General features: G+C 73.1%; 16 protein-coding genes. 8 read left to right on the top strand and 8 right to left on the bottom strand.

The window, feature by feature from the left end; genetic code table 11:
• Positions 1-7: 7 nt before the first annotated feature.
• Positions 8-1,018, bottom strand: a complete 1,011-nt coding sequence (locus tag ACXJY8_RS04740) for a hypothetical protein (RefSeq protein WP_463776665.1) — start codon at positions 1,016-1,018, stop codon at positions 8-10.
• Positions 1,019-1,237: 219 nt separating this feature from the next.
• Between ACXJY8_RS04740 and ACXJY8_RS04745 the strand changes: the two genes are divergently transcribed.
• The 7 genes from ACXJY8_RS04745 to ACXJY8_RS04775 all read left to right on the top strand — a co-directional run bounded on the left by ACXJY8_RS04745 (position 1,238) and on the right by ACXJY8_RS04775 (position 7,084).
• Positions 1,238-2,992: a GspE/PulE family protein gene (locus ACXJY8_RS04745; protein WP_463776669.1), complete on the top strand. Its 1,755-nt coding sequence runs from the start codon at positions 1,238-1,240 to the stop codon at positions 2,990-2,992.
• Complete coding sequence (locus tag ACXJY8_RS04750) at positions 2,992-4,206, top strand: type II secretion system F family protein (protein WP_463776672.1); 1,215 nt, start codon at positions 2,992-2,994, stop codon at positions 4,204-4,206. The genes ACXJY8_RS04745 and ACXJY8_RS04750 overlap by 1 nt, the downstream gene beginning before the upstream one ends.
• Before the next feature lie 96 nt (positions 4,207-4,302).
• Positions 4,303-4,743 carry a type II secretion system major pseudopilin GspG gene (gene gspG, locus ACXJY8_RS04755; RefSeq protein ID WP_463776674.1) on the top strand — a complete coding sequence of 147 codons (441 nt, stop codon included), beginning with the start codon at positions 4,303-4,305 and terminating at the stop codon, positions 4,741-4,743.
• Positions 4,743-5,192, top strand: coding sequence for a pilus assembly FimT family protein (locus ACXJY8_RS04760; protein ID WP_463776678.1), 450 nt, complete (start codon positions 4,743-4,745; stop codon positions 5,190-5,192). The genes gspG and ACXJY8_RS04760 overlap by 1 nt, the downstream gene beginning before the upstream one ends.
• Positions 5,189-5,578, top strand: coding sequence for a prepilin-type N-terminal cleavage/methylation domain-containing protein (locus tag ACXJY8_RS04765; protein WP_463776681.1), 390 nt, complete (start codon positions 5,189-5,191; stop codon positions 5,576-5,578). Before ACXJY8_RS04760 ends, ACXJY8_RS04765 begins: the two co-directional genes overlap by 4 nt.
• The gene (locus ACXJY8_RS04770) at positions 5,571-6,194 is read left to right on the top strand and encodes a prepilin-type N-terminal cleavage/methylation domain-containing protein (protein WP_463776683.1); all 624 of its coding nucleotides are present in this window, start codon (positions 5,571-5,573) and stop codon (positions 6,192-6,194) included. The genes ACXJY8_RS04765 and ACXJY8_RS04770 overlap by 8 nt, the downstream gene beginning before the upstream one ends.
• Complete coding sequence (locus tag ACXJY8_RS04775) at positions 6,191-7,084, top strand: type II secretion system minor pseudopilin (protein ID WP_463776689.1); 894 nt, start codon at positions 6,191-6,193, stop codon at positions 7,082-7,084. The genes ACXJY8_RS04770 and ACXJY8_RS04775 overlap by 4 nt, the downstream gene beginning before the upstream one ends.
• A gap of 9 nt (positions 7,085-7,093) precedes the next feature.
• Here the strand turns inward: ACXJY8_RS04775 and ACXJY8_RS04780 are convergent, their stop codons facing one another.
• From ACXJY8_RS04780 to ACXJY8_RS04790, 3 genes are all read right to left on the bottom strand, one after another.
• Positions 7,094-7,579, bottom strand: a complete 486-nt coding sequence (locus ACXJY8_RS04780; RefSeq protein ID WP_463776694.1) for a prepilin peptidase — start codon at positions 7,577-7,579, stop codon at positions 7,094-7,096.
• Between the two features lie 111 nt (positions 7,580-7,690).
• Positions 7,691-10,444, bottom strand: coding sequence for a galactose oxidase-like domain-containing protein (locus tag ACXJY8_RS04785; RefSeq protein WP_463776697.1), 2,754 nt, complete (start codon positions 10,442-10,444; stop codon positions 7,691-7,693).
• Positions 10,445-10,466: 22 nt separating this feature from the next.
• A complete protein-coding gene (locus ACXJY8_RS04790; RefSeq protein ID WP_463776700.1) occupies positions 10,467-11,114 on the bottom strand; it encodes an SCO family protein in 648 nt (215 codons plus the stop codon).
• A gap of 473 nt (positions 11,115-11,587) precedes the next feature.
• Between ACXJY8_RS04790 and ACXJY8_RS04795 the strand changes: the two genes are divergently transcribed.
• Positions 11,588-12,658: an IS630 family transposase gene (locus ACXJY8_RS04795; RefSeq protein ID WP_463780359.1), complete on the top strand. Its 1,071-nt coding sequence runs from the start codon at positions 11,588-11,590 to the stop codon at positions 12,656-12,658.
• Between the two features lie 9 nt (positions 12,659-12,667).
• On the opposite strand, the gene ACXJY8_RS04800 is transcribed toward ACXJY8_RS04795, so the two are convergent.
• From ACXJY8_RS04800 to ACXJY8_RS04815, 4 genes are all read right to left on the bottom strand, one after another.
• Positions 12,668-13,096, bottom strand: coding sequence for a hypothetical protein (locus tag ACXJY8_RS04800; RefSeq protein WP_463776704.1), 429 nt, complete (start codon positions 13,094-13,096; stop codon positions 12,668-12,670).
• Between the two features lie 48 nt (positions 13,097-13,144).
• Entirely contained in the window at positions 13,145-13,516 is a 372-nt protein-coding gene (locus ACXJY8_RS04805) for a hypothetical protein (protein WP_463776709.1), read from the bottom strand.
• A gap of 980 nt (positions 13,517-14,496) precedes the next feature.
• On the bottom strand, positions 14,497-14,886 hold the full coding sequence (locus tag ACXJY8_RS04810) for a hypothetical protein (RefSeq protein ID WP_463776712.1): 390 nt from the start codon (positions 14,884-14,886) through the stop codon (positions 14,497-14,499).
• A gap of 295 nt (positions 14,887-15,181) precedes the next feature.
• Complete coding sequence (locus ACXJY8_RS04815) at positions 15,182-16,165, bottom strand: LacI family DNA-binding transcriptional regulator (protein WP_463776716.1); 984 nt, start codon at positions 16,163-16,165, stop codon at positions 15,182-15,184.
• Positions 16,166-16,327: the final 162 nt, after the last annotated feature.

Raw genomic sequence — 16,327 nt, forward strand, 5'->3', positions numbered from 1 at the left:
TTCCGGATCATGGACGCAGCCGCGTCGGGCCGCCGGCGGGGTCGGTCCAGGGTCGCGTCAGCAGACCGACGACGAGGCGCCCGGTCGCGGCGTCCTGCTCGCGCACGGCCACGGGGCCGAGGCCGGGCGCGGTCCGCAAGGCCCGCAGGGTGGCGTCGAGGTCGGAGGTCCGCAGGGTCGCGGTCGCGCCCTCCGGCCCGAGATGCAGGGCCTCGGCGAAGGCGCCCGCCGGCAGGGCTGCGGCCAGGGCGGACCAGAGGAGGGCGAGGGGCGGGCGGGCCGCGCGCTCCGCCGCCAGCGCGCCGGCCAGGGCCTGGACCGGCGGCGCGAGCCGCGGCGGGGCGGCCCGGCGCGCCGCGAAGGTGGCGGTCTCCAGGGCGCCGAGGGTCGCCTCCTGGTGCGCGCGCCAGAGCCCGAAGGCCGCGAGCGCGAGGAGGCCCGCCAGGGCGAGGGCGGCGCCGTCGCCCCAGGTCAGGCCCCGCAGCAGGCGCGGGATCGGGCGGCGGCCGCCGCTGAGGAGGTCCACCGGCAGCGCCCGGTCCTCGGACGTGCCGACGCTGACGGCCTCGACCTGGAGCCCGGCCCGGGCCAGCACGGCCAGGATCGGGTCGAGGCGGGCGCGCTTCAGCACGACGTGGCGCACCCGCAGGCCGGTCTCGTCCTCGCCCTCGACGAACCAGTCGGCATGGATGCCCGCCACCCGGAACGGCGTCGCCGCCTCGAGTTCCTGGGCCAGCACCTCCCGCATCCGGGGCAGGGCGGCGGCCGGCAGGTGCAGGCTGCGCAGGAAGCACGCGGCCGGATCGACCAGGACGGCGACCGAGACGGCTTTCCGCCCGGTGCCCCGGATCGCCGCGAGGCGCTCGGACAGGTCGTCGCCCCCGGCGGCCAGGGTGTAGCGCCGGGGCGGCGCGCCGCGCCGGTCGATCAGGACGAGGGCCTGGTCCGCGCCGGGGGGCCCGAGATGCAGGGCGAGGTCGCTACGGGCCGGCGCGGGGCGGCCCTCGGCCCCCACCACGCCGCCGAGTTCGGCGGCCCACCAGGCCAGGGCCGCCTCGATCCTGTGGCCGGCCTCGGCCAGGCCGGCGACGTATCCGCTTAACGGGGCGCTCCGGAATCGGCCGCGCGGGGCGGGGCGGCGAGACGCAATCTTTACCGTTCCGGTGGTTTCATTTGCCTTAAGTCGCGCGGGTCGCCGGCCTCCCGCCTCAACCTGCCGTGGAACCGGACCTCCCGCATGCTCTCGATCTGGGCCGCCAAGAGCCGTCCGCGCCAGCCGCGGCCCGACCGCCGCGCGCCCGGCCGCGACGGCACCGACGCCGCCCGCGACTTCCTCGACTACCTGGTGCGGACCCAGGCCCTCGACGCCGCCGGCCTCGACCAGGCGCTGGCCGCCCTCGACCGTCCGGGCCGCCGGCCCCTGCCGGTGCTGCTGACCGAGAGCGGCCTCCTGCACGAGGCCACCCTGGTGACAGCGCTGGCCGACGCCACCGGCCTCGGCTTCCTGCGCGAGGACGAGGTCCCGGCCCAGCCCGTGCTGCCCGATGTCATCGAGGGGGACTACGCCGCCCGGGCGCGCATCCTGCCCCTGTCCGACCGGGACGGGGAGCTCGCGGTCGCGGTGGTCGACCCCTTCGACGCCGAGACGCCGGCCGCGCTCGCCCACCTCACCGACCGGCGGATCGCCCTGCGCCTCGTCGGCCCCGGCGCCTTCGAGCGGGCGCACCGGGCCGTCTACGGGGACGGCGAGGCGGAGGACGCCGACGGCGCCGTCCTCGACGGCGACCTCGCCCGGCTGCAGGACGTGGCGAGCCAGGCCCCGATCGTGCGCCTCGCCGCGCGGCTGGTGCGCAAGGCCTTCGAGCTCTCGGCCTCTGACATCCACATCGAGGCCGAGGAGGCGGATGTCCGGGTGCGCTACCGGGTCGACGGGGTCCTGGTGGAATCCGAGCGCCTGGCGAAGTCGGTCCAGCTCGCGCTGACCACCCGGATCAAGATCCTGGCGGGCCTCAACATCGCCGAGCGGCGCCTGCCGCAGGACGGGCGCATGGAGGTGGCCGACCGGGGCCACGACATCGACCTGCGCATCTCGACCCTGCCCACCGCCCACGGCGAGAGCGTGGTGATGCGCGTCCTCGACGGCTCGCGCCGGGTGGAGGACTTTGCCGGGCTCGGCTTCGACGGCGACGCCATCGCCGAGATCGACGCGATGACGCGCCGGCCCAACGGCCTCGTCCTCGTCACCGGACCCACCGGCAGCGGCAAGACCACGACCCTCTACGCCGCCCTGCGGCGGATCAACGGCAGCCATCTCAAGGTCGTCACCGTCGAGGACCCGGTGGAGTACCGGATGCCGGGGGTGAACCAGGTCCAGGCCCATCCGGGCATCGGGCTCGACTTCGCCGCCGCCCTGCGCTCGATCCTGCGCCAGGACCCGGACGTGGTCATGGTCGGCGAGATCCGCGACGCCGAGACCGCCCGCATCGCCGTGCAGGCCTCGCTCACCGGCCACCTCGTGATCTCGACCCTGCACACCAACTCGGCCCCCGCCACGGTGACGCGCCTCGTCGACATGGGCGTCGAGCCCTTCCTCATCGCCGCGACCCTGAACGGCGTCGTCGCCCAGCGCCTGGTGCGCCGGGTCTGCGCCGCCTGCGCCACCGAGGACGCCGCGACCCCGCAGGAGCGTATCCGCCTCGGCCACCCGGCCGAGGGCCCGCCCCTGCGCCTGCGCCGGGCCTGCGGCTGCCCGGCCTGCAACGGCTCGGGCTATCGCGGGCGCAGCGTCGTCTCCGAGGTGATGACCCTCGACGCGGAGCTGCGCGCCCTGATCTGCGCCGGCGCCGACGAGGGCGCCCTCACGGCCCGCGCCCGGGCCGCCGGCATGGCGACCCTGGCCGAGACCGCCCGCGCCAGGGTGCTGGCCGGCGAGACCACCCTCGAGGAGATCGGCCGGGTGTTCGAGGGGCAGATCTTCGAGGACCGGGTCTGATGCCGGCCTTCAGCTACCGGGCCTACGACCCGGCCGGGCGGGTGCGGGCCGGGCGGATCGAGGCGCGGGGGCGCGAGCGGGCGGTGGCGGACCTGCGCGCCGACGGCCTGCGGGTCTTTTCGATCGCGCCCGCCGCGGCGGGGGGCGTGCCGTTCTGGAAGCGCGACCTGTTCGGGCGCGACCGCGTCGACGACGCCGCCCGCATCGGCTTCCTCAAGGAATTCGGCACCCTGCTGGGCGCCGGGCTCACCGTCGACCAGGCCCTGCGCCTGGTGCAGCGCCAGGCCTCGGCCGCGCTGAAGCCCGTCCTCGGCGACCTCCTCGAACGGGTGGTGGCGGGCGCCTCCCTCTCGAAGGCGATGGCGGCCCATCCGGCGGCCTTCCCGCGCGACATGGTCGATGCCGTACGCGCCGGCGAGGCCACCGGCACCCTGGTCGACGTCATCGCGAGCCTGACCGAATCCCTCGCCCGGCGCGACGCGGTGCGGTGCCACCTCTCCTCGGCCATGGTCTATCCGAGCCTGCTGCTGCTGATGGCGCTCGGCACCGTGGCGATGGTGGTGGGCGTCCTCGTGCCCGCCCTGGCACCGATGTTCGAGGGCACCGGCCGGCCGCCGCCCTTCGCGATCCGCGCCGCCGGGGCCCTCGGCGACGGCCTCGCCGCCTGGTGGCCCCATCTTCTCGCCGGCATGGGCCTGCTGGTCCTGCTCCTCGCCCGGCGCTGGAACCATCCCGGCTTCGCGGCGGCGCGCAGCCGCTGGGCCCTGCGGCTGCCGCTGGTGCGCGAGATCGTCGTCGGGGCCGAGCTCGGCCGGCTCTGCCGGGTGATGGGCACGCTCCTGAACGCGGCGGTGCCGATCCCCGAGGCGGTGGCGGCGACCCGGCCCCTGGCCCGCAACCACCTGTTCCGGGCCGCCCTCGACCAGGCGGCCCGCCGCCTCACCGAGGGCGCCAGCCTCGCCTCGGGCCTCGCGCTGCTGCGCCCGCACGCCCCCTCGACCCTCAACCTCATCGCCAGCGGCGAGCAGGTGAACCGCCTCGGCCCGGTGCTGATCCACGCCGCCGAGATGCACGAGACCCGGACCCGCGAGCGCATCGACCGCCTGCTCGCCCTGCTCACGCCCCTCGTCACCGTGATCCTCGGCGGCCTGATCGGCGGCCTGATCATGTCGGTGATGGGCGCGATCCTGAGCGTCGGCGATCTCGCCCGGTAGGGCGACCCGGCCCGTAACCTGCGGCAACCTCCGCTAGGAAGGCAATCTTTACCCGCCCGTCCTAGGGTCGCGCCGACGACGACGGGGACGACGGCAATGGGCAAGAGGCGAGGGGCTGCGCCGGCGCGCGCGGGAGAGGCGGGCTTCTCCCTGGTCGAGCTCCTCGTGGTCCTGGCCATCATCGGCATGATCGCCACCATGGTGACCCCGCAGGTGCTCGGCTATCTCGGCCGGGCCAAGGGCGATGCCGCCAAGGTGCAGGCCAAGAACATCGCCCGCTCGGTGGAACTCTACTACCTCGATGCCGGCAGCTATCCCCAACAGCGCCAGGGCCTCGCCGCCCTGGTCTCGCCCCCCGGCGGCGTCAACTGGCAGGGCCCCTACCTGCGCGACGCCAAGGGCCTGACCGACCCCTGGGGCCGGCCCTACCTCTACCGCAGCCCGGGGCTCTCGGGCGCCCCCTTCGAGGTCTACACCCTCGGCCGCGACGGCCAGCCCGGCGGCACCGGCGAGGACGCCGACGCGTCGAGCAACTGATGGCGCGCGGCAGCGGGGAGGGCGGCTTCAGCCTCGTGGAGATGCTGGTGGTGCTGGCGATCCTGGCCCTGGCCGCGGTCTCCGCCGGTCCCGCCCTCGACGCCGTGCTGCCGGCCCGCCGCCTGGCGCGCAGCGCCGAGACCCTGCGGGCGGAGATCGACCTCCTGCGCGGGGAGGCCCTGCGCACCGGCCGCACCACGCGCCTCGCCTTCGAGCCCGCCGCCAACCGCTTCCTCAGTTCCCGCCCCGGCGCGGCGCCGATTCCGGTGGAGGCCGCCGTGCGGGTCGACGTCCCGCGCGGCAGGCACGATGTGCCGGGCGAGATCCGCTTCCGGCCCGACGGCAGCGCCAGCGGCGGCCGCATCACCCTGGCGCGCGGACGCGCCGGCCAGGTCCTCGTAGTCGGCACCCTGATCGGCCTCGCCCATCGGGTGGAGGCAAGCCCGTGAGCGCCGGCGCCGAGGGCCGGACGGGTCAGGAGGGCTTCACCCTGGTGGAGGTGCTCGTGGCCTTCGCCCTGGTGGCGCTCGGCCTCGTCCTCGCCCTCCAGGTCGGCGGCAGCACCGGCGCCGGCCTCGGCCGGGTCGCGGCGGCGGAGATCGTGGCCGACGAGGCGGAGGGGATCGTCGCCCTGCGCGTGGCCGCCGGCCTGCGCCCCGGCCTGGAGCGGGGCACCTTCTCCAACGGCGAGCCCTGGACCCTGAGCGTCGCCGAGATCGGCCCGGGCCTCGGCTGGTCGCGCCTGCCGCCCCTGTGGCGGGTGCGCCTGACCCGCGGCGGCCCGGACGGGCGGCCCGTCTACGTCACCCTGGTGGCGAGCGGCTACGGTGGCTGAGCCGGCCCCCGCCCTCGCCCCCGACCCCACCTGCGCGGGCTTCACCCTGGTGGAGATGCTGGTCGCCCTCGCGCTGGCGGCGCTGATCGGGCTGATGCTGGCCCAGGCCCTGTCGCTGACGGGCACCATCGCGGGGGTCTCGGCGCGCTACGCCGCCGCCGAGGAGGTCCAGGCCGTGCGCGACCACCTGCGCCGCACCCTCGGCGACCTCGCCGGGCGCCGTCCCGACGGGACCCTGCCGGCCTTCGCCGGAGGCCCGGACGGCGTCTCCGGCCTGCTCGCCGCCAACCGCGACGTCGAGCGCGACGCCGAGCAGCGCCTCGATCTGCGGGCGGTCCCCGGACCCGGCGGCCTCGACCTCGTGGAGGGGCGCCGGCCCGTCCGGGCGCCGGCCGGGGATGCCGGGGCGGCGGCGCCCGAGCGCCTCCTCGGCGGCCTCGCCAGCCTCGACCTTCGCTATTTCGGCAGCCCGGCCCCGCGCCGGCCGCCGGAATGGCTCGCCGCGTGGTCGCGCCGGGACGCGAGCCCGGACCTCGTGGAGATCCGCATCGGCTTTCCCGCGGGCGACCGGCGGCGCTGGGCGCCGCTCCTCGTCCCGGTGGCGGTGCGGCCGTGAGGCGGCTCCGTGCCCGCGGCGGGGCGGCGCAGGCGGGCTTCGTCCTGCCGGCCGTCCTCGTGATCCTCGTGGTGGTCTCGGCGGCGGCCGCCACCGCGGCCCTGCGCCTGCAGACCGGCACCACCCTGGCGGGGGCACGGGCCGACGGCCTGCGCCTGCAGGGTCTGGCGGACGGCATCGCCCGGCTCGTCGCCTACGGCCTCGTGGTCGAGCGCATCTACCGTGCCGTGCCCCTCGGCCTGCCCGAGGACGGCCGCGCCGTGGCCTGCCCCCTGCCGGGGGGCCGGATCGCCCGGATCGCGGTGCGGGACGAGGGCGCCCTGATCGATCTCAACACCACCGCGCGTCCGCAGCTGGAGGCGGCGTTCCGCGCCCTCGGCATTCCCGACCGGGACGCCCCCGCCCTGGCGGCCGAGATCGTCGATTTTCGCGATGCCGACGACACGCCCGAGCCCGGCGGCGGCGCCGAGGCGCCCCAGTACCAGGCCCGCGGGCTCGCCGCCGGCCCGCGCAACGGGCCGTTCCGGCACGCCGACGAGATCGACCAGCTGCCCTCGATGACGCCGGCCTTCGCGGCCCTGCTGCGCCCGGCCGTGACCGTGCACAACCCGAACGGGCGCTTCGACGCCGCCGGCCTGCGCCGGCGCGCGGCGGCCCCCGGCGCGGCCCTCCCGCCCGCCGGGAGCCCGTCGCCGCGCCAGGTCCTGCGCATCGGCGTCTCGGTCGCCGGCCCGGCCGGCGCCCGGGCCGGGCGCACCGCCCTGGTCGCCACCACGGCCTCCGCCGCCGGGATCGGCATCCTCGAATGGGTCCGCGCCGTCCCGCCCTCAGAGGCGACGGCCGGGCACCCGGCCTGCCCCCGGATCGCGGCGGCGCTGGGCGCGGACTGATCCGGGCCCTCAGAGATCCGGCCGCAGCAGCTGGGCGCCGTGCAGGCCGAGGACCAGGAAGGGGCCGAAGGGCAGCCGCGTGCGCAACCCGATCGGGTGCCCGGCGAGGCGCAGCAGGCCCAAGGCGCCGAGGGCGGACAGGCTGGCCACGAGGATCATCAGGGGCAGCTGCGCGAGGCCGATCCAGGGCATCGCGGCGGCGACCAGCTTGACGTCGCCGAGCCCGAGGCCGGTGCGGTTCCGGAGCCGGCCATAGGCGGCGCGCAGGCCGGCCAGGAGCAGGTAGGCGAAGACGGCTTCGACCAGTGCGAGGCCGATCTCGGCCGGGATCGCGCCGGCCGGAACCCGGCTGGCCAGCACGGCCAAGCCGAGGCCGAAGAGCGCCCCGTTCAGGGCATCGGGGATGATGTGGCGGCGCAGGTCGATGACGGCGATCGGCACCGTCAGCGGCAGGGCGAGCAGCACCGCGAGGAGCGCCGGGCCGAGAACCACCATACCGCCCGCATCCCGTTCCAGCCGCCGCCCCGACCCGCGGATCACACAGGATCGCCTGTCGGGCAAGGTGGGGCGGGACCGCCGCGCGCCGGGGCGCGCGGCGGCGACGCGTCAGTAGCGGTAGATCTTCCCGTCGAGGCCGATGGAGAGCAGCCGCTTGGCGTTCGGGGTCGCCACCGCGTTCGCCGTGACGTTGGGCATCAGGGTCCAGGCCTCGACGGTGTCGTCGCCCGCCTTGCGCCAGATCGCCTTGCTGTTCCGGTTCACCGTGACCACGCCCCCGTCCGACGAGGCAGCCAGATCCAGGGCATCGCGGCCGACCAGGGCCCAGGCACCGGTCCCGTCGCCGCGGTAGATGTTGTTGTCGAGGCCGATCGACCAGAAGCTCCGGCGGTTCATGACCACCACCTTCCGGGCGGTCCCGGGCTGGCGTCGCCAGTTCCGCTGGGCGTCGTCGGTGGGCTTCGTCCAGATCTCCCCGGCGCGGTTCACCGCCACCACCGTCCCGTCGGCCGCCGCCGCGAGGGTGACGCTGTTGCCGGCGCCGACCGGGGTCCAGCGGGTCCCGTCGAAGCGCCAGACCTGGTTGTCGGCGCCGATGCCGTAGAGGCTGTTGGCCTTCACCGCCGCCACGTCCTTCATCGGGCCGGGCAGGTTCCGCCATACGCCGTCGGCCTGGTACTGCCAGACCTTCCCGTCGTTCCGGTTGACCGTGACCGTCGTCCCGTCGGCGGCGGCGGCGATCCGGCTCGCCTCGATGCCGATGGCCGCGAAGGCGCCGGTCGCCGGCGCCGTGAAGGGGCCGGTCGCGGTCGTACCGCCCGCGGTCCCGCCGGTGCCCGTGCCGCCCGTGCCTGTTCCGCCGGTGCCCGTGCCGCCGGTGCCGCCCGTCCCCGTGCCGCCGGTGCCGCCGGTCGTGGCGGCGGTGGCGACCTCGCAGGCCTTGACCGTGCCGGGGAGGGGATCCCGCCCGAAGGCCGCGTTCGTGCAGGGCGTGGCCCCCGTCACGGTCTTGGTGACGTATTGTCCGTTGCCGCCGTAGCGGACGGTCCTGGGGCCGTCGGCCACCGTGCAGGTCTCGTACTCGGCCGAGCAGCGGGTCCAGCCCGTGATGTCCACCGGGCCGGCGGCCCCGTTCGACGGGACGGTCGCGGCCCCCGAGGGCGCGGCGACGTCGGCGCCGAGCGCCACGATCACGCCCGGCGAGGGCACGCCCTTCTGGTCGACGGCGACGATCTGGTAGTAGCCGGGCGGCGCGAGGTTGCCCGAGGCCGGCGTCTGCAGGGTGACGAGGGCGCCCGCCTGGGTGAAGCTCAGCGGCACGCGGCGCTGGCCGCTGTTGAAGCTGTGCGTGACCTGGGTCAGCCCCACCAGCACCACCTGCGCCAGGCCGTTCTGCGAGGTCAGCTCGATCTGCATCGACTGGGCGTGGGCGAGCTTGGTGCTGCTCAGGCTGACGATCTGCGGCCGGGGCGCCAGCGTCGCCTTCCCGTTCACCGTGGTGAACAGGTAGGGCGGATAGTAGAACTCCGCGTTGAGGTTGGCGATCGGGCCGGGCGCGCCGCCGCCCGAGATCAGGATCGTGCCGTTCTGCATCAGGCCGGCCGAGGAATGGTAGCCGCGATAGACCGCGTTCGAGGAGCCCAGCGTCCAGGCGTTGGTCTTCGGGTCCCAGAGCTCGGTGGCCAGCACGGTGTCGTCGCCGGCCCTGTCGTTGAACTTGCTGCCGCCGGTCACCACCACCGTGCCGGTGGGCAGGACGGTGGCGTTGGCCCAGGCCCGGCCGAAGCGCATCGGCGGCGCCTCGGTAAGGACCGGGTTGGCGCCGTTGATGTCGACGAGGGTGGCGCGGCTGCTGGAGAGGAAGCCGTTGCCGTTGTCGTAGCTGTTGCCGCCGACCTGGAGGATCTTGCCGGTGTCGTACAGGGCCGCGGTCGAGACCGGGCCGACATTCGGCGCGTCGACCGCGCTGCTGGCGTTCCGCTGCGGCTCCTTGAAGGGCATCGGCGTCACCGACCCGTTCCCCGCCGGATCGAGGAACCACATCTTCTCGGAGGAGAGGCCGAACACCCGGCCGTTCGGGGCGACCCAGGCGCGGGGGTACCACCAGCGGCTGTTGTCGGGGCCGAAGGCGTCGCGGCTCGTGGCGCCGAACAGGCTGTTCCACTTCGTTCCGTCGTAGAGTTCCGGAGTCATGCCGGTCATCAGGCCGCGGTCGATGCTGCCCTGCGGGTCGGCGAAGCCGCCCTGGTACGGATAGGAGCCGCCCATGATCAGCGGCCGGCCGTCGGGCAGGGTGATCATGGTCGAGTAGTAGCGGTCGTTGGCGAGCTTGGCGTTGATGGTGCCGACGGCGGTGCCCGCGGGGTTCAGGAGGGCGCTGCTCTTGTCGGTGCCGCCCTCGAAGATGCCGCCGGCCACCAGCAGCGAGCCGTCGCCGAGGAACGAGGTCGTGGCGCAGAAGCTGTTGACGAAGCCGGGCTCCTGGAAGCTGACATGGCTGCCGTCGACCGGCCCCTTGCTGGGGTCCCAGACGTCGAAGGTGCGGCCGTTCTGCGTGCCGGCATCGCCGAGCGGGGTGCCGAAGGTCAGGAACTTGCCGGTGGGCAGCAGGGTCATGTGGATGGCGTTGAGGGGCCAGGCCTTCACGCCCGACCACATGCCCTGGGTCGGAGCGGTCTCGGGGATCGCCAGGTCGGCGAGGATCGGGTCCGCCACCGGGGTGGGGACCACCGGGAGCTGCGCGGCGCCCGCCGGCGGCGCGGCGCCGGCCCAGGCCGCCGGGGTCAGGAACGTGGCGGCCGCGAGGGCACGCCAGCGGGCGGAGCCGGGACGGGAGCCGGGCGGACGGGTCGAGCGGAGCATCGGGGGCCTTTCGGGAGAAACGTCAGAGGGCGGGCGCGGCGGCGGTCGGGGGATGCCCGACGCCCTGCGCGAAGCAGTCGATGTCGGCGAGGTCGCGGGCGAGGCGCGGACGGTCGACGGGGTTGGCGCCGTAGCTCATCGCGAGCTGTCCGGTCCGGTCGAAGACCAGCACGGTGTCGGGCGGCTCGCTCCGGTCGGCCGGGTAGCGCAGGGCCGCGCGCTGGCGCGCCGCCGTATCGGGATCGCCGTCGACCAGGGCGAACCGCGCCGGATCGAGCCCGAGGCCGTCGGCGAAGGCCCGGAGAGCCTCCGGCGGGTCCCGCGCCGGGTCGAGGCTGACGCCGAGGACGGCCACCCGCGCCCGCAGCGGAGCGGGCAGGCTCCGCTCCAGGGCGGCGATCTCGCGCAGGCGGATCACGCAGGCGATCCCGCATCCGGTGGTTAGGAAGCTCACCACCACCACCCGGTCGCCGAGGCGGCCGGCGGTGAGGGCCTGCCCGGCCTGGTCGCGGCGCAAAGCGCCGGGGATGGGCCAGAGCAGCGTTTCGAGATCGCTCCGCGGCGCGCCCGCCACAGGTCCGCCGGCCCGGACCGGCCCGGAGGCGAGGATCAGGGCCGCGCCGGCCAGGACGCGCATGGTCCTCGAAGGGTCACCGAACCTGAACGACATTGCGGCTGATCCTGCTTCATCAGCAGAGGGCTGCGCCGCTCTGCTGGACAGCCGCAGGAATAGACCGCCGAACCTTTGCGATGTAGTTCACAAAACTACTTAATACGATTAACTATTAACAGCTTAGTTGATTTGGATTTATCATGACGATGTAAAGAACAAGCATCGGTCGAATGTCGAGTCCGACCCGCGAAGGATAGACTTCGATCGAGGCCGGCATGATCCGGTTCTCGTCGGGACAGTGCGTACCCAGCAGGACCGAAGCATTCGCACCCCGTCCGGCACACCGAATCGCTGCCATCGCGCGCTGGACCCGCACGCGGTCACAGCGGAAACGATCACGCTGCGAAGTGTTGCTGCGTTGACGCCCGGACCTGACGGGGGCGGTCGGGCACGATCGGCCGGCCGGAGAGCCTAGTGCAGTGACGCGGACGGAGGATTCACGCGTACGATGAGCCGTGCGAGTCTGGGCGATGGCTCAGACGGTATGCGTGCTCCTCGATGCGATCGACGCGGAACGGTTGGCTGCGATCGCCAGCGACCGCTCCCGTCCGCTCAAGCACACCCAGCGCGCCAGCATCGTCCTGCTCTCAGCCGAGGGCCTGAGCGTCCAGGACGTCGCCCGGCGGGCGGGCGTCAGCCGCCCGGCCGCGTGGCGCTGGCAGCAGCGCTACGCCGAGGCGGGTGTCGAAGGTTTGCTACGCGACAAGACACGTCCACCCGGCACGCCGCCCCATTCGACCGAGACGGTAGCCGAGGTCCTGGCGCTGACCTGCTCGGAGCCGCCGGGCGAGGTCACTCACTGGACTGGTCGTGCCGTAGCTCGTGCTGTCGGGATCTCGTTACGGGCCGTGCAGCGGATCTGGGACGCTCACCGCCTCCAGCCGCATCGTCTGCGCACGTTCAAGCGCTCGCGCGATCCCGCTTTCGCCGCCAAGGTCGAGGATGTCGTCGGCCTCTACATGGATCCGCCGGCCCATGCGGTGGTGCTGTCCATCGATGAGAAGAGCCAGATCCAGGCGCTGGAGCGGACCCGCCTCGACCGGCCACTCGCCCCCGGCCATCCGGCCGCCCAGACCCATGACTACACCCGTCACGGCACGACGACACTGTTTGCTGCCCTTGATGTCTTGGCGGGTACCGTGCTCGGCCGTTGCATGCAGCGCCACCGGAACGGTGAGTTCGTCCGGTTCCTCAACGCCGTCGAGGCCGCCGTCCCGCCCGGCAAGGCGATCCACGCGATCCTCGACAACGTCGCTACCCACAAACATCCGAAGGTGCGCGCCTGGCTGGCTCGCCACCCGCGCTGGACGTTCCACTTCACCCCGACTTCGGCCTCGTGGCTCAACGCCGTCGAGGGCTTCTTCTCAGCGCTGACCCGTCGTCGGCTGCGGCGCGGCTCCTTCACCGGCGTCGTCGACCTGCAGGCGGCGATCAAACGCTACATCGCCGAGCACAACCGGCGCGCCAGACCTTTCGTCTGGACCAAACCCGCCACCGACATCCTCGCCGCCGTCAGCCGATCCCCTGAACCATCCGTCTGAGTCACTGCACTAGCGGGACGCGCGGACGGGCACCATCAGCCCGTCCGGGATCCGGCGCAGGCGCACGGAGGAGAACGGCGCGCCGGGCCGGGTGGCTACCCATTCGATCGCCGGAACGGTGCGCGCCCGCCGCCGTGCCGCCATCCGCATCAGCGATTCCCGCAGGGCGAAGGCGCCCAGCGTCGCCAGGGCCACGCCGAGCCCCCAGAAGGACAGGAGCAGGCCGGTCGAGACCTTACCGTTGAACTCGCGCAGCAGCCCGAGGGCGAAGGCGAAGTACCAGGACACGCCGGAGACCGCACCCGAGACCAGGAAGATCCCCGCCGCCAGGCGCGAGACGCCGTCGAGCATGGGGCGGCGCACGTCGCGCAGGACGCTCGGCAGCACCAGGGCGTGGATCAGCACGCCGTTGACCGTCAGCACGCCGACCACCACCACCTTGGCCCAGATCTTCGGATTGGCGAGCTTCTCCGGCGCCTCGATGGCCTAGAGGCCGAGGAAGCCGAGCCCCGAGATCCAGAGCAGGGCGATACCCATGGTCACGACCTTGCTGATGAAGTGGAAGCTGCGCTCCATCTCGGCCGGCATCGCGCCCTCGCGCATCCAGCGCAGGATCCAGAAATCCAGCATCGTCGCCCCGCCGAGGCCGAAGCACAGGCCGACCAGGTGGAGGCCGATCAGGGGCGTCAGCAGGCGCACCGGCGGAAGCGGCGCCGGCAGCGCCAGCATCAGCGGACGGCCGAGCCCCGGCCCGGCCGCCGCACAGACCCAGAGCAGCGCGACGAGGCCGGCAGCCAGGGCCGCCAGCGTCGTGACGCAGGCCCGGATCACGGGGCCGCCGGGTTCGGATCTCAGCATGGCGCTCCTCTCCGGGTGCGGGGGACACGGTGAGAGGAATGCGCCTTATTCGATAAGAAACCAGAAATAACAATAATTCCTCGCGAACGATCCGATACGATTGCAAATCACGGCGCCGTAACCTGTATCTATACCTTCAAAACACCGATGTTTGAGCCTGGCAGAGAACAAAATCGACGGCGCCGAAAGTTTCCGTGCACGCCCGATCCGGTGCGGACTTGGCTTGCTGACCAAGATCGGAGATCAGGCCACGCCCACGGGCGGCCTCGACTGCAGAATCGGGGTGGATCGATTCCGGCAAGACGCGATGGAGTCTTCCGCGGCGGGACGCTTGTGGGATACCGGCGCATCGAAGCTGCGCGGCGGTGTCCTGCCCGAGGCCATGGTCGTCCGGCCCCTTGGTGAACGACCGCGCGAGGCCATGGCTCTCAGGCCGGAGGGGCGAGACCGCGCAGGTGCCCGGTGGTCGCCGACTGGTAGGCTTGGCCGATGCGCAGGGCCATCGCCTCTTCCCAGCCACGGCCCGTGATCTGGAGACAACAGTTTTGCACGCTCACGCTGGCGCCTGCCAGCATACGGCCGCGCACGGCATCGCCGAGCGGGGCGTCCGGGCAGCGGCCGTTGACTGACCCTGCCTAACGGCCACCGAATGGGGGCAGGCCAAAGGACAAGTCCGGAAACAACCGCGCCTTCGCCTGCCATTTCCCAGGGTACCGGGGCTTCGACGTCTCGGAGCCGAAGCCGCTCGACAGAACCTTATGGACACCCCTGCGGGATCGGGGGATCACCATACCGGTGCTGTCTATCCCTCATGTCCCCCTCGCCAAGCCGCACGATCCGAAGATCGGGGAAGAGAACGAGCGGGTCAACTGCCTAATTCCCAGTGTTCCCCGGACGCGGCAGACGTGCGCCTCGACCGGTTACTGCGGGACTGCGGGTTCGGCAATGGAGATCCAAGATGCCGTAAACTCGATCTTTGGTCAGACAACCCGTAAAGCGCGGCTCGTCAGCAGCTTTTGAATGTAAATGCAAGCTTTTTGCACAAATTCGAAACGCATATGTCGCGATACAGAGAAGCGTTTCCTGCGTGCCACCAAACTGTGATGGAACGCAATCACCTGACATGACGTCTGCAACGACATTATCCAATCGGAACGAACTGTCGTTGCTTTATGCTCGTCTACCTCGTCGATGTTCAGTGCCCGGCAGATGCTCACGGTGCCAAGAAATTCCTCCAGTTTGCCATCCTGAGCGAGAGTGAAACCCTGGCGACAGCAACGATCTGCACGACGTTGAGGCTCCACGCCGGCATGGTCACCGGGTGCCGCCCGGCCCGCGACCAGAGGGAGCATCGCGCCTTGAAGCCTCACGCCCCGAAACTCGTCCGGCTCGTTTCGGACGCTCCGGCCGGATCGCCGGACCGCGGGTGAATCCGTGTCGTCGCGCGACCCGGGATTTGTCCGGCGCGCCCCCCCCGTCGTGCGGGCGGATGCGGGCGCCCTGCCGTCCCGATCCGCGAGGGCGCGGCCGGGATCCGAACGGACGGTCGCCGAGGACGATGTCCCGCTCCCGCGGCGACCACGGACACCGGGATGGCCGCCTGAAGACGATGGCCGCCCGACGACCGGAAGCGCCGGCCCCCACCGTGCCGCCGTCGCCCCGCTCCTAGCCGCGCCCCGACGAGCCCCGGACCACGAGCCGGCCGCTCAGCGTGACCTTGCGGACCGCCTCCGCCGGTGCCTTCAGCCGGTCGAACAGCAGCGCCATCGCCTGGGCGCCGATCTGCGCCACCGGCTGCTCGATCACCGTCAGGCCGGGCTCGACGAGGTCGGTCCAGGGGTCGTTGTCGAAACCGGCGAGGCCGAGCTGGTCCGGGACCGTCAGGCCGAGCGTGCGCGCGGCCCGCACCGCGCCCATCAGGGTCAGGCCGTTCGACAGGATCAGCGCGTCGGGCCGGTTGGGCTCGGCGAGCCAGCGGGCGAGCGTCGCCTCGGCCGCCTCCGCCGTGGGCGGAGCGACGCGGACGAGGGGCTCGGCGCCGTGGCGCCGGATCGCCGCCTCGTAGCCGGCCCGGCGCTCCTGCGCGGTGGAACTCGTCGAGCCGAACAGGCCGCCGATGCGGCGATAGCCCCGCGCCCGGAGATGATCGGCCAGGGTCGCGGCCGCCGCCGCGTTGTCGAGCACCACGCTGTCGCAGAGGCCCGCGGGGCCGGTCCGGTCGATGAACACCACGGGCACGTCGAGGCTGTCGGCCGTGAGCGACTCGGCGGTCGTGCGGGTGGGCGCGAAGATCACGCCGGTGACCCGCTCCTCCTCCATGAGGCGCAGATAGAGACGCTCGCGCTCCGGGTCCTCGTCGGTGTTGCACAGGATCACCCGCATGCCGGCGGCATAGGCGGCATCCTCCACCGCCCGGCTCACCGCCGTGAAGAACGGATTGCGGATATCGGCGACGATCAGCCCGATGGTCTGCGTCGATTGCGAGCGCAGGCGCCGGGCGGACAGGTTGGGCCGGTATCCGGTGGACCGGACAGCCGCCTCGACCTGCTGGCGCAAGGTTTCGCTGACCGGCCCTCGGCCTAGGGCCCGGGAGACCGTGGCCGTCGAGACGCCGGCCGCCCGCGCCACGTCGCGAATACTGGCACTCATCGTGGAGAGAACGTTTTCAGCGTCATACAGCCGTTCTGACACTCAGGCCCCACTGCGGCAAGCGGGGATCCGGCATTATTGCGCCGATTTGCGTTGACAGGGGTCGTGAAAACGTTTTCATAGGCGCAACGAACAACGCGGCCACACCCGTCCACCGGAGGA

Source organism: Methylobacterium sp. TK31 (genome assembly GCF_055361545.1).

What these genes read in the sequence shown, in the direction of transcription:
- gspG (WP_463776674.1), top strand. Translation starts at nt 4,303, where the DNA reads ATGGGCAAGAGGCGAGGGGCTGCGCCGGCGCGCGCGGGAGAGGCGGGC.
- ACXJY8_RS04760 (WP_463776678.1), top strand. Translation starts at nt 4,743, where the DNA reads ATGGCGCGCGGCAGCGGGGAGGGCGGCTTCAGCCTCGTGGAGATGCTG.
- ACXJY8_RS04805 (WP_463776709.1), bottom strand. Translation starts at nt 13,516, where the DNA reads ATGCTGAGATCCGAACCCGGCGGCCCCGTGATCCGGGCCTGCGTCACG.
- ACXJY8_RS04785 (WP_463776697.1), bottom strand. Translation starts at nt 10,444, where the DNA reads ATGCTCCGCTCGACCCGTCCGCCCGGCTCCCGTCCCGGCTCCGCCCGC.
- ACXJY8_RS04780 (WP_463776694.1), bottom strand. Translation starts at nt 7,579, where the DNA reads ATGGTGGTTCTCGGCCCGGCGCTCCTCGCGGTGCTGCTCGCCCTGCCG.
- ACXJY8_RS04750 (WP_463776672.1), top strand. Translation starts at nt 2,992, where the DNA reads ATGCCGGCCTTCAGCTACCGGGCCTACGACCCGGCCGGGCGGGTGCGG.
- ACXJY8_RS04745 (WP_463776669.1), top strand. Translation starts at nt 1,238, where the DNA reads ATGCTCTCGATCTGGGCCGCCAAGAGCCGTCCGCGCCAGCCGCGGCCC.
- ACXJY8_RS04795 (WP_463780359.1), top strand. Translation starts at nt 11,588, where the DNA reads ATGGCTCAGACGGTATGCGTGCTCCTCGATGCGATCGACGCGGAACGG.
- ACXJY8_RS04815 (WP_463776716.1), bottom strand. Translation starts at nt 16,165, where the DNA reads ATGAGTGCCAGTATTCGCGACGTGGCGCGGGCGGCCGGCGTCTCGACG.
- ACXJY8_RS04790 (WP_463776700.1), bottom strand. Translation starts at nt 11,114, where the DNA reads ATGTCGTTCAGGTTCGGTGACCCTTCGAGGACCATGCGCGTCCTGGCC.